Genomic DNA, 11949 nt, shown 5'->3' on the forward strand with positions numbered 1-11949 from the left:
TATTTCGCATGGCGGGTCATTCCAAGTGGGCCAATATTAAGCATCGTAAAGCAAAACAAGATGCTAGCCGTGGTAAACTTTTTACCAAATTTATTCGTGAATTAACAACTGCTGCAAAGCTTGGCGGTGGTGATGCTGCAAGCAACCCACGTCTTCGTGCGGTTGTAGAAAAAGCACTTTCTGTAAATATGACACGTGACGTCATCAACCGTGCAATCCAACGTGGTGCTGGTGGTGAAGATAACGATGATTTAAAAGAAATTACCTACGAAGGTTATGGTGTTGGTGGAGTTGCAGTTATTGTAGAAACCATGACTGACAACTTAAACCGTACTGTACCAGATGTCCGTCACTGTTTCTCAAAAACAGATGGTAACTTAGGCACAAACGGTTCAGTTGCTTTCTTGTTCACAAAACGTGGTGAGATCACTTTTGAAGATGTATCTTTAGAAGATCAAATCATGGACGTGGCACTTGAAGCAGGTGCTGAAGATATCGAAGTGGATGAAAATGAAATCTTAGTCATTACTACACCTGAATCTTTTGGTGATGTACAAGATGCTTTAACTGCTGCAGGTTTAAAATCGGACAATGCTGAAGTGGTCATGAGCCCTTCAACTAAAGCCGAAATCACCGATATCGACCAAGCGAAAAAGATTATGAAAATGATTGATATGCTTGAAGATTTAGATGATGTACAAAACGTATATACCAACGTTGAATTCTCTGACGCGGTATTGGCAGAATTAGACGCCTAATCTACTGCTTTATAAAAATGCGTTCTCAAACATAACTTTGAGAGCGCATTTTTTATGGCTGATTGAATACACTTTCAATAAATTTTGCTTTTTTAGATCGATATTCATCCATCGTTAAATATTGGCTGTCTTGTTTTAATTGGTTATACGCCATGACTAAATTCTGATTTTTCAACAAGCGATCACGAAAGATCAAAAAACTTTGCCACTGAGAGTTTTTCACAACCAATTGAATAGCAACATCATCCTGCTGTAGCGACTCTAGCATACACAGTTCATGCGTTCTTAAAGTATCAAGCTTTTCAACAAAACCTAAACTGGAAATACTAATGATGGCTGAGTCAAAATCTACAGCATCAACAGCCACATAAATATCCAAATCACCTTTAGAAACTGCATAAGGAATGGCAGATGAACCAATATGTTCAATCTGTGCTTTGGGTATGATAGCTAAAAGTTGTCGCTGATAGTATACAAATTTTTGATGGCAAGATGCTTGATACTCAGTAGCTGCATAGAACCTCAGCATACGCTAAACCTTGCTCAACAAACCGCTACAGTTAAAAACGTTATATTCTTTAATCACAAAGCTTGAGTGCAGTGCCACCACATGTTCGATTTTACCAATGCGTTTGAGTAAAATATCACTATAGTTTTCCATATCTCTTGCCACAACTTCAACGATAAAGTCTGCCGACTGCCCTGTCACTAAAAAGGCATTGGTCACTTCAGGAATATTTTCTAGCTCTTCTAAAAACTTGGAAAAAGTGTCGGTATCGTGCTTGCTCAAAGATACTTGGAGTAAAACATGTAGACTAAAACCGAGCTTTTGATAGTTAATATCACGCTTAACTTTGGTCATAATGTCGTTATCAATGAGGTGTTTAATACGACGATGTACTGAACTGACCGAAAGATTAATACGCTCTGATAATTCGTTTAGATTGATATCTTCATTACTTAAAATTTCTAAAATTTGCTTATCAAAACGATCTAATTCCATTATTTAACTCTCATGACAACTTATGTTTATAGGTGTTTATTTTATATTAAGCATTTTAAATGAAAGATAAAGCTTATTTGCATTTTTTTTCATATATTTTGAGATTGATAAAAAGATATCAGCTTTTTTAGACCAAGAGTGCCATGATCTTTTACAAAGTTATGAATAGACTGAGAAACTTTCTATTCAGCTTCTATAAATCATGATATTGAAAATACAAGAAAGGCAAAGGTTGTCTGTATCACACCACCTTTGCCTTGTTTGACTTGAGCTTATCTTAAACGCCGCGCCAGTCGACTCGAGCATTGCGCTCGGTTTGATAGACTCTTAAAACATACTGCCCCAAAGGTAAATTGGTTAAATAGGTTTTATAAGCACTAAATTCTTCAGATAGACTTTCCTCATGATCTTTTTCCCAAGGTGTCCCTTTAATTTCCAGCACAGGTGCTAACATCGAACATACAGCAATATCCGCCAAACCTAAACGATCCCCGACAAAGTAACGTCCATGATTAGCAATTAACTTCTCATTCAATACTTCAATTAAACGCTGCATTTCGGCTTTGGAATGCTCTATTTTCTCTGCATTCAACTCATAGCCTTTCGACATCAATGTTTTCATTAAAGGTTTAGTGTATTTTTCAAATTTACGTAAATAGCCCTTTTCGCCCAACATAATCTGTAACGATTGATCGTTATCGGACAATGCATGGGCCAACCCCCAACGACGCACATGCAATCCCAAGTCGTTGGCTAGTGCATTAACATCTAAAGCCTCTTTACGAAGCTGTACTTCATTACGTAACAGTCGATGTTCTGGATAACGCTCATCAAGATATAGCGCAATCTCAGTGGTATCAGCGACCCATTTGTCCTGATCACGCAAAATAGGCAATTTATTTTGACTGGTCTTTAACTGTGCAAAAGCCCGGTGAACCCCAGGCACCACATTTTGTGCGACAAAATCTAGCTCTTTATGATCGAGCAACCAGCGAGCTTTCTCACAAAAATGAGATAAAGGAAACTGGTATAAAGTTCTCATAAATGCTCCACATTTATTTTTCTATTTTGGCTTTTCAGAAAAGCCATCTATTTCAGTTGGATACTTTAGTCACTGTATTTAGGATTTACAATGTACTTTTTACTCAAAACTGCCTAGCAAATGCTCAACAGCCTTTATCAAATTTATACGTTTTTTTCTCTAAAATATCTCAAATCTTGATAAGCAAGCCTTTGATCATACTATTTACCCCACCGTTAAATTAGTTATTCCTTATTTTTCAAATTCTTAACATATCTTCTAAATGATTAAACTTAGCATATTTTGTTTTTAACTTTTTAGCTGCTAAGTAATTCAAAATCCTTCATTTAATCATTCAAGCAATCCCAAGTAGCGTATAGGCATTAAGTAAAGGTGCTTTTATGTCTCATACACTCTCTAAAAATATTCACGTGATACAAAATGATCAGGACGCAATTAATGCAGCCTATCATGTCGCTGACTTTGCCTTAGAAGGTCGGGATCAACGTGATCAGAACCGTCAACTCCCTTTTGCTGAAGTCGAGTTATTTAGCCAAAAAGGATTAGGTGGTATTCGTATTCCTCAAGCTTTTGGAGGCGCATTTGTTTCCAACAAAACCTTAGCTCAGGTTTTTCGCATTATTAATAAAGCCGACTCAAGTGTCGGCCAAATTCCCCAAAACCAAATTGCGCTGCTTAACATGATTGATATCTTAGGCAACGAACAACAGAAACAGTTTATTTTTAATGAAATATTAAACGGCAAACGCCTTGCCAATGGCGGCCCTGAACGCAATACCAAAGACACTAAAACTCTGAGTACAACATTAAGCATTGAAAATGGTCGTTACTATGTCAATGGTGAAAAGTTCTACTCTACAGGCAGTAGCTTTGCCCATTGGTTAGCTATTAAAGCCATTCACCCTGAAGGATATGTGGTACTGACGCTTGTTGATGCCACAGCACAAGGTGTGGAAGTCATTGATAACTGGAACGGTTTTGGTCAGCGTACAACTTCAAGCGGCACAGTAAAATTACAACGGGTTGAAGTCGATCCACTACTTATCTTTGATGAGCGGAAACTGGTTGAAGACGTCAATTACCGTGGTGCTTTCTCGCAGTTAATGCAAGTTGCAATTGATGTCGGTATTGCAGAAGCCGCATTTGAAGACACTTTGTCAGCAGTGAAAAAAGCCCGACCAATTGTCGATGCGCAAGTTGAGAAAGCCAGTTTTGAACATTACACCTTACAAGAAGTCGGCAAATCCGCTGTCCTGTTGGATGCCGCTATTTTACTGCTCGATGAAGCTGCTGAATATTTAGATGAGCTCGACCGACTGAGCATTGTCAGTGCCGAACAAGCAGCTAAAGCTTCCATTCTAGTCGCCGAAGCAAAGGTCTATGCTAATGATGCTGCACTACAAATTTCTGAAAAACTCCTAGAGCTTGGCGGCAGTCGTTCGAGCCTAAGCCAACATAATTTAGATCAACATTGGCGCAATGCACGTGTGCATACCTTACACGACCCGATCCGCTGGAAGCTGCATGCACTGGGTAACTACTATTTGAACAACACTTTCCCTGCTCGCCACGCCTGGATTTAAGGAGAACATTATGACTTCATTTCAACCTATTCTTCCACTTCAATCCAAAAATGCAGCGTATGCACATATTATTCAAAGCGATGCCGAAGCCTTAGAGATTGCCAAAAATTTGGCTGAGCAGTTTAAACATCAGGCCATCCAACGTGATGCTGAACGAATTTTGCCTTTTGAGGAAATCGAAGCCTATAGCCAATCTGGGCTTTGGGCTATTACTGTTCCGAAGGAATTCGGGGGCGCAGATGTTTCAAGCTATACGGTCGCGCAAATTATCGCACTGATGAGTGGTGTAGATGGTTCGATTGGACAAATTCCCCAGAACCATTTCTATGCCTTAGAGGTTTTACGTAACAACGGCACTGAACAACAAAAGCGTAAACTCTATGCAGAAGTGCTAAAAGGTGCACGCTTTGGTAATGCCTTGGCTGAGTTCAAAACTAAAAATGCAACGCAAAAACAAACTGCACTCAGCCAAACTGAACAAGGCTATGTGGTCAATGGTGAAAAGTTTTATTGCACAGGCAGTCTGTTTGCAGACCGCATCCCCACCTTAGTCAAAGATGCCGATGACAAAGAGTTTCTGGTCTTTATCCCGCGTAGTAGTACAGGGCTAGAATTGATTGATGATTGGTCGGGTTTTGGTCAACGTACCACAGGCAGCGGTACAGTCAAATTCAATCATGTCGCTGTAGATGCTGAAGATATTGTTCCTTTCGATACCGCTTTTTCTAGACCAACTCTAGTTGGGCCTTTTGCTCAAATTATGCATGCTGCCATTGAAACAGGCATCGCGCGTGCTACTTTTGAGGAAACACTGGTTCGTGTGCGTCAGGCTCGTCCATGGATTGACTCTGCTGTTGAACAGGCAACCGATGATCCTTTAACACAGTCTGAACTAGGACGCGTGGTTGCCGATGTACGCGCCAGTGAAGTCTTACTCAAACAAGCAGCTCGCTCAATCGATGCAGCACGTCCTAATCCAACCATAGAGAACATTGCTAAAGCATCACTCGATGTAGCGAAAGTTCGTGCACACAGCACAGAAACCGCTTTAAAAGCCGCTTCGAAATTAATTGAACTAGCAGGCAGTCGTGGTAGTCAGCGTGAAGATGGCTTAGACCGCTTTTGGCGTAATGCACGTGTTCACACGCTACACGACGCGTCACGTTGGAAATATTACTTCATTGCCAATTATCTTCTTAATGGTGTACTTCCGCCACGCAGAGGGACATTGTAATGACACTATCATCTCAAAATAACAAGCCGAAGCAAATCATCCTGAATGCCTTTGATATGAATAGCGTAGGTCATATCAATCACGGTTTGTGGACACACCCACGTGATGAGTCACATCGCTTTAATGAGCTCAGCTATTGGACAGATTTGGCGCAGACCTTAGAGCAAGGTTTATTTGATGGTTTGTTTATCGCCGACATTACAGGGGTCTACGACGTTTATCAAAACGGTCTGGATTTAACCCTAAAAGAGTCAATTCAACTTCCAAGCCATGACCCAAGTACACTCGTTTCTGCTATGGCCGCCGTTACACAGCACTTAGGTTTTGGTGTCACTGTGAACTTGAGCTATGAGTCGCCTTATCAGTTTGCACGGCGCTTTGCGAGCCTTGACCATTTAACCCACGGTCGTATTGGTTGGAACATTGTCACGGGTTACTTAGACAGCGCAGAACGATTAATTGGTCAAAAAGGTTTAAAAGATCACGACTTGCGTTATGAACAAGCTGAAGAGTTTCTCGAACTTTGCTATAAATTTTGGGAGGGTTCTTGGGAAGACGATGCCGTACAAAAAGATAAGTTAAACCGTGTCTTTACCGACCCTTCAAAAGTTCATGCCATACAGCATCAAGGCAAATTTTTCCAAAGTCAGGGCGTTTTTCAGGTTTCCCCATCTATTCAGCGGACGCCTGTACTTTATCAAGCGGGCGCTTCAAGCAAAGGCTTAGCCTTTGCAACTCAACATGCTGAAGCCATGTTTATTGGTGCTGACACACCTGAAAAACTGAAACAGCAAGTCGATAAGATTCGTGCACTTGCCTTAAGCCATGGACGTGATGAGCAAGCCATTAAACTCTTTGTTGGCATTAGTGTAGTGACGGCAGAAACGGACGAACTCGCACAAGAAAAACTGGCCGAATATATTCGCTATGCCAGTCCAGAAGCAGGTTTGGCGCATTTTTCCAGTTCAGTCGGAATTGATTTAGCGCAGTTCACAGATGATGAAGCGATTCCTTATAAACAAACCAATAGCATTGCCTCGGTCAATAACAAATTTAAAGAGCAAAAAGTTACGCGAGCGGATTTAAAAGCCCAGCATGTACTCGGTGGACGCTATCCACTGATTGTCGGGAGTGGAAAAACTGTAGCAGAAAAACTCATTCAACTCTTAGATGAAACTGGCGTAGATGGCTTTAATCTCACACGAACCGTTGCCCCAGAGTCACATCAAGACTTTATTCGTTGGGTCATCCCAGAGTTACAAAAGCGTGACCGTTATAAAACTGCCTATAAAACAGGTAGTTTACGCCACAAATTATTCGCTCAAGGTGACCGACTGGCCGCAGACCACCCTGTACAGCAGTATCGATGTCAAAGCTCGTGCTCTCAACCTAAAACACAGCAAAAACAAACCGCATAAATTTTAAAATACGAGAAATATCATGGCTCAAACTGCAAAAACAAAATTTACCGTTATTGGGGTAATTGTCGCTACCATCGTAATTGCACTGGTGGCTTGGTCTTATCATAAAAAATCGAGCAACACTGAACTGGTGATCGGTATCAGCCCACCCTTTGCCAATCCCTTAAAGGTGGCTGTGGAAGAAGCAAAACAGCAAGGCATTAACGTCAAACTGGTCGAGTTTTCGGATTGGAATACCCCCAATATTACCCTGAACCATGGTGATATTGATGCCAACTATTTTCAGCACCAACCCTTCTTAGATAACGCCATCAAAGAAACTCAATTTAAACTCAAAGCACTGGATAAAGGCGTCACCACACACGTCGGTTTATATTCAAAAAAGTATGACTCGATTGCTGCGATTCCTGAAAATGCACGTACAGTTATTCCAAATGATCCAGTAAATCAAGGTCGTGCGCTTTTACTGTTACAACAGGCCAATTTGATTAGCTTAAAAAACCCAAACAATCATCTATCGAACCTGCAAGATATTGTCAGCAACCCTAAAAAGCTCCAGTTTATCGAAGTTGAAGGTCCACAAACTGCACGTGCCGTTGATGATGCTGACTTGGTCTTTAGCTATCCACATTATTTACGTCTTGCAAAAACCATCGACCCAAATGATGCGCTGATCTTAGATGACAACACCAACACCCTGTATTCGATTTTATTTGTGGTGCGTGACGACTACCAACAGCAACATCCAGAGAAAGCGGCACAGCTTGAAAAATTTATCAAGATTTATCAAACATCAGACAAAGTTAAACAGACCTTGAATAGTGAAATTGGTGAAAAACTTTGGTTCCCTGGTTGGAAGTGAGTATAAGCCATGACGCAATCTTTCACTCAAAATCGAAAAAAATGGCTGATTGGCTTAAGCGTCATCGTGACAATTTTTGCTCTAGCGGGTTTAATGATGCCGATTTAATTTTTGGCTTCCCGCATTATTTAAAAATGGCCAAAGTCACAGATCCGCATCATGCCCTTTTTCTTGATCCGATAGACAAGAAATACGCCATTTTATTTGTGACACGTAAAGACTATCCAGACCAAAACCAAAAACTCGCAACTTTTGTGCAAGCATTCCAAAACTCAAAACACGTTCAAGAGATTTTAGATCGTGATTTTGGCCAAGGTCTGTGGTTTGAAGGCTGGAAATAAGGAGAAAAAGAATGGTCAGCTTTGGTTCTCATGTAGATTTTTCAATTCCACATATCAAAATTCGTAACTTAAACAAACACTATGCAGTACAAGGGCATACTGTACATGCACTCAAAAATATTGACCTCGACATCCCGACAGGTAAAGTGTTTGGCATTATTGGCAAAAGTGGTGCAGGTAAATCCTCCCTGATCCGCACCTTAAATGGTTTAGAAAGTATCAGTGAAGGCCATATCCATATTCATCAGCAAGACTTGGCTGCATTGAACCACGCTGAGCTGATTCAGCTCCGCCAACGCATTGGTATGATTTTCCAGCATTTTAATCTAATGTCTGCCAAAACAGTCTACGAAAATGTCGCACTCCCCCTCAAAGTGGCCAATTATCCTAAACAAGACATCGAACAACGTGTCAACGAGGTTTTACAGTTGGTCGGGCTAAGCGATAAGGCACAGCATTACCCATCACAACTGTCTGGAGGTCAAAAGCAGCGCGTGGGTATTGCTCGTGCATTGGTCCACCATCCTGAAATTTTACTCTGTGATGAAGCGACATCTGCTCTCGATCCAGAAAGCACCTCTGTAGTGTTGTCCCTACTCAAAGAGATTAATCAAAAGCTGGGTATCACCATTGTATTGATTACCCATGAAATGCAGGTGATTCGGGAAATCTGCGATCAGGTCGTGGTCATTGATGCTGGTGAAATTGTGGAATCAGGTGAAGTTTGGTCGGTCTTTTCTCAACCCCAGCAAAGCATTACCCAAGAACTACTGAATCTAGAACAACTCGATTTGCCTTTTCGCTTAAATGCTGAACCTACGCAGCTTGATACACATGCCATTTTCAAAATTCGCTCGACATCAGATGCGCATCATCCACCTGACTTAAAAAAGATTTTGGAGCACTTTCCACAAACTGTGCATTTATATCAAAGTCAGGTCGACACCATCCAAAACCATTTAATAGGAACATTGGTTATTGCTGTTCCCAAACAGGGCTTAGAAATTCAATCGCTACTACAAAAACTAAAAGCACATGTGACACATGTAGAGGTACTGGGCTATGCACGACCAACTCATTGATTTATTACTGACAGGCACTATCGACACCTTAATCATGGTCGGTGCATCCGCATTTTTCGCCTTACTCATTGGTCTGCCAATGGCAGTGGTACTAGTCAGCACGTCTGAGCATGGCATTTATCCCTCTAAAACTATTAACCATAGCTTAGGCTGGTTGGTAAATATCACCCGTTCTGTTCCCTTTCTTATTTTGATGGTGGCCCTGATTCCACTCACACGTTGGATTGTCGGCACTAGTTATGGTGTTTGGGCAGCAGTTGTCCCTTTAACCTTGGCTGTAACCCCCTTTTTTGCACGAATTGCAGAAGTCAGTTTACGCGAAGTAGATCAAGGGTTGATTGAGGCTGCACAAGCTATCGGCTGTAACCGTACTCAAATCATTTGGCATGTGTTGTTACCTGAAGCTCTTCCTGGAATTGTCGCAGGTTTTACCGTAACCATTGTGACCATGATTAACTCCTCTGCCATTGCAGGCGCCATTGGTGCAGGTGGTTTAGGCGATATTGCCTATCGCTACGGTTATCAGCGTTTTGATATGCAGATCATGTTGGCCGTGATTGTCGTGCTCGTGATTTTGGTGATGTGTGTACAAGCAATTGGAGACAATCTGGCAAATCAACTCGATAAAAGGAAGGTTTAATCCCATTTCCCATATAAAATAGAGCTCTATACTGTACATTTAAGTTTTTTAGCCCCTCCTTTTTCTGAGGAGGGTGTTTCAATATGAAGTTCACGCCATTTTCATGAAAGACTCCAGTCCTTACATAGACAATGATCTACATGCAACGGATCTCTTAAATCTAGTTCCTTTATTAAAAGAAAAGGCTTAAATGAGGAGATTCTGCCCACAACATGATTTACAACTTTGATTCTTCTCCCCTGAGACCTGACTTTGTCATGGCTTTCATGTAAAATCACTGGCAATTTTTATATAACACGTTGTGAGTTATTTCATGGGTTTTAATTGCGGTATTGTCGGCTTGCCGAACGTTGGTAAATCTACACTTTTCAATGCATTGACTAAAGCTGCTATTGCTGCTGAAAACTTCCCATTCTGTACCATTGAACCAAACACAGGCATCGTTCCTGTGCCAGATCCACGTTTAGACAAACTTACCGCGATTGTAAAACCTCAGCGTGTGATTCCAACGACGATGGAATTTGTAGACATCGCAGGTTTAGTTGCTGGTGCATCTAAAGGAGAAGGCTTGGGGAACCAATTCCTTGCAAATATCCGTGAAACGGATGCGATTGCTCACGTTGTACGCTGTTTTGAAGATGAAAACGTCATTCACGTTAACGGTAAAATTGACCCGCTTGATGACATCGCAACCATCAACACGGAACTTGCACTTGCTGACTTAGAAACTGTGACAAAAGCAGTGACTCGTTTAGCAAAATCTGCAAAAGGTGGCGACAAAGAAGCGCTCGCAACCAAAGCGGTTTTAGACAAAATTTTACCTTTACTTGATGAAGGTAAACCTGCTCGCGCAGCTGACCTAGACGACGACGAACGTAAACTGGTTCGTGGTTTTGGTTTAATGACTTTAAAACCAACCATGTATATTGCGAACGTTGCTGAAGATGGTTTTGAAAACAACCCACATTTAGATGCTGTGAAAAAACTGGCAGCTGAAGAAAATGCAATCGTGGTTCCGCTTTGCAACCAAATCGAAGCTGAAATTTCACTGCTTGAAGATGAAGACCGTGCTGAGTTCCTTGAAGCTTTAGGCATGGAAGAGCCGGGTCTAAACGTGGTAATTCGCGCGGGCTATGGTCTTTTAGGTTTACAGACTTACTTCACGGCGGGTGTACAAGAAGTTCGTGCTTGGACCGTTAAAGTGGGTGCAACTGCACCACAAGCGGCGGGTGTGATCCACACTGACTTCGAAAAAGGCTTTATCCGTGCTGAATGTGTTGCTTATAACGACTTCGTTCAATACAACGGTGAAGCAGGCGCGAAAGAAGCAGGTAAATGGCGTTTAGAAGGTAAAACGTATATCGTTCAAGACGGTGATGTTCTACACTTCCGCTTTAACGTATAAGTCGTTCCGAATATAAAAAAACCCGATACCCATCGGGTTTTTTTATAAGCTTAAACCAATCTTAAAAACAGCATTAAATAACATATGAACACCTGATCCGTTTGGATCTCACACAATATTATCACTTCTATTCTTTCGTATTATCGCTAATTTAATCACAGGCACTAATGCCTTCATTGAACAAACGAAAATGAAAAAGATCAGCACATTTATTGCAGCAGGTTTATTCACAATGCTTAGCGCTACAGCATTTGCATGTCCACAAGGAACAACACTGTCGGGTGGTACAGGTGCAAATCATAAAGGTGGTAAGTGCGTCGCAACCATGAACGTGGCGAAACATGATCAGGTAATGAAACAAGATAAAATAGCCAAGCACGATCAAGCAATGAAACAGGATAAAATGGCCAAACATGATCCAGCCATGAAGCAAGATAAAATGGTGAAACATGATTCAATGAAAGCCAATGATATGACCCATAAATCCCATAAAGATTCTCATGCTCCAAGCCCGAATACACCCAAAGCTCAACTAGATACACATAAAGTCGTGAAGACATCTTAAAACAGCATAAAAA

General features: G+C 41.3%; 12 protein-coding genes and 1 pseudogene. 10 read left to right on the forward strand and 3 right to left on the reverse strand.

All coding sequences use genetic code 11. From position 1 onward, the window contains the following. Nucleotides 1–8 precede the first annotated feature (8 nt). Nucleotides 9–758, forward strand: a complete 750-nt coding sequence (locus tag AC4CU2_RS09295) for a YebC/PmpR family DNA-binding transcriptional regulator (RefSeq protein WP_178927990.1) — start codon at nucleotides 9–11, stop codon at nucleotides 756–758. 52 nt (nucleotides 759–810) lie between these two features. Here AC4CU2_RS09295 and AC4CU2_RS09300 read toward each other — a convergent pair whose 3' ends face one another. The 3 genes from AC4CU2_RS09300 to AC4CU2_RS09310 form a co-directional block, all read right to left on the reverse strand. Continuing rightward, nucleotides 811–1284: a GrpB family protein gene (locus AC4CU2_RS09300; protein ID WP_062034772.1), complete on the reverse strand. Its 474-nt coding sequence runs from the start codon at nucleotides 1282–1284 to the stop codon at nucleotides 811–813. Nucleotides 1285–1290: 6 nt separating this feature from the next. Beyond that, nucleotides 1291–1761 carry an Lrp/AsnC family transcriptional regulator gene (locus AC4CU2_RS09305; protein ID WP_004693423.1) on the reverse strand — a complete coding sequence of 157 codons (471 nt, stop codon included), beginning with the start codon at nucleotides 1759–1761 and terminating at the stop codon, nucleotides 1291–1293. 277 nt (nucleotides 1762–2038) lie between these two features. Then, nucleotides 2039–2803: a glutathione S-transferase family protein gene (locus tag AC4CU2_RS09310; protein WP_490768699.1), complete on the reverse strand. Its 765-nt coding sequence runs from the start codon at nucleotides 2801–2803 to the stop codon at nucleotides 2039–2041. A 380-nt stretch (nucleotides 2804–3183) separates the two neighbouring features. On the opposite strand from AC4CU2_RS09310, the gene AC4CU2_RS09315 reads away from it, so the two are divergent. From AC4CU2_RS09315 to AC4CU2_RS09355, 9 genes and pseudogenes are all read left to right on the forward strand, one after another. Beyond that, nucleotides 3184–4386 (forward strand): SfnB family sulfur acquisition oxidoreductase, encoded by a 1203-nt coding sequence (locus AC4CU2_RS09315; RefSeq protein WP_490747846.1) that lies wholly within the window; start codon nucleotides 3184–3186, stop codon nucleotides 4384–4386. Between the two features lie 10 nt (nucleotides 4387–4396). Further along, nucleotides 4397–5620 (forward strand): SfnB family sulfur acquisition oxidoreductase, encoded by a 1224-nt coding sequence (locus tag AC4CU2_RS09320; protein WP_490768700.1) that lies wholly within the window; start codon nucleotides 4397–4399, stop codon nucleotides 5618–5620. Beyond that, nucleotides 5620–7038 carry an LLM class flavin-dependent oxidoreductase gene (locus AC4CU2_RS09325; protein ID WP_490768701.1) on the forward strand — a complete coding sequence of 473 codons (1419 nt, stop codon included), beginning with the start codon at nucleotides 5620–5622 and terminating at the stop codon, nucleotides 7036–7038. The genes AC4CU2_RS09320 and AC4CU2_RS09325 overlap by 1 nt, the downstream gene beginning before the upstream one ends. A gap of 22 nt (nucleotides 7039–7060) precedes the next feature. Continuing rightward, complete coding sequence (locus tag AC4CU2_RS09330; RefSeq protein ID WP_490768702.1) at nucleotides 7061–7903, forward strand: MetQ/NlpA family ABC transporter substrate-binding protein; 843 nt, start codon at nucleotides 7061–7063, stop codon at nucleotides 7901–7903. An 89-nt stretch (nucleotides 7904–7992) separates the two neighbouring features. Beyond that, nucleotides 7993–8244 (forward strand): annotated as a pseudogene (locus tag AC4CU2_RS09335) (MetQ/NlpA family ABC transporter substrate-binding protein); the annotation flags it as partial. 11 nt (nucleotides 8245–8255) lie between these two features. Next, the gene (locus tag AC4CU2_RS09340; protein ID WP_490768703.1) at nucleotides 8256–9326 is read left to right on the forward strand and encodes a methionine ABC transporter ATP-binding protein; all 1071 of its coding nucleotides are present in this window, start codon (nucleotides 8256–8258) and stop codon (nucleotides 9324–9326) included. Then, nucleotides 9307–9966 (forward strand): methionine ABC transporter permease, encoded by a 660-nt coding sequence (locus AC4CU2_RS09345; protein WP_490768704.1) that lies wholly within the window; start codon nucleotides 9307–9309, stop codon nucleotides 9964–9966. The genes AC4CU2_RS09340 and AC4CU2_RS09345 overlap by 20 nt, the downstream gene beginning before the upstream one ends. Nucleotides 9967–10279: 313 nt before the next feature. After that, entirely contained in the window at nucleotides 10280–11371 is a 1092-nt protein-coding gene (gene ychF / locus AC4CU2_RS09350; protein ID WP_004693442.1) for a redox-regulated ATPase YchF, read from the forward strand. Nucleotides 11372–11561: 190 nt separating this feature from the next. Next, nucleotides 11562–11936 carry a hypothetical protein gene (locus AC4CU2_RS09355; RefSeq protein WP_490768705.1) on the forward strand — a complete coding sequence of 125 codons (375 nt, stop codon included), beginning with the start codon at nucleotides 11562–11564 and terminating at the stop codon, nucleotides 11934–11936. The last annotated feature ends 13 nt before the right edge of the window (nucleotides 11937–11949 follow it).

It is taken from the genome of Acinetobacter sp. 797_lipA, assembly GCF_058243025.1.

Bases quoted from the DNA above. Each gene is read 5' to 3' on its own strand.
- AC4CU2_RS09295 (WP_178927990.1), top strand. From the start codon at position 9: ATGGCGGGTCATTCCAAGTGGGCCAATATTAAGCATCGTAAAGCAAAA.
- AC4CU2_RS09305 (WP_004693423.1), bottom strand. From the start codon at position 1,761: ATGGAATTAGATCGTTTTGATAAGCAAATTTTAGAAATTTTAAGTAAT.
- AC4CU2_RS09310 (WP_490768699.1), bottom strand. From the start codon at position 2,803: ATGAGAACTTTATACCAGTTTCCTTTATCTCATTTTTGTGAGAAAGCT.
- AC4CU2_RS09315 (WP_490747846.1), top strand. From the start codon at position 3,184: ATGTCTCATACACTCTCTAAAAATATTCACGTGATACAAAATGATCAG.
- AC4CU2_RS09320 (WP_490768700.1), top strand. From the start codon at position 4,397: ATGACTTCATTTCAACCTATTCTTCCACTTCAATCCAAAAATGCAGCG.
- AC4CU2_RS09325 (WP_490768701.1), top strand. From the start codon at position 5,620: ATGACACTATCATCTCAAAATAACAAGCCGAAGCAAATCATCCTGAAT.
- AC4CU2_RS09330 (WP_490768702.1), top strand. From the start codon at position 7,061: ATGGCTCAAACTGCAAAAACAAAATTTACCGTTATTGGGGTAATTGTC.
- AC4CU2_RS09340 (WP_490768703.1), top strand. From the start codon at position 8,256: ATGGTCAGCTTTGGTTCTCATGTAGATTTTTCAATTCCACATATCAAA.
- AC4CU2_RS09345 (WP_490768704.1), top strand. From the start codon at position 9,307: ATGCACGACCAACTCATTGATTTATTACTGACAGGCACTATCGACACC.
- ychF (WP_004693442.1), top strand. From the start codon at position 10,280: ATGGGTTTTAATTGCGGTATTGTCGGCTTGCCGAACGTTGGTAAATCT.
- AC4CU2_RS09355 (WP_490768705.1), top strand. From the start codon at position 11,562: ATGAAAAAGATCAGCACATTTATTGCAGCAGGTTTATTCACAATGCTT.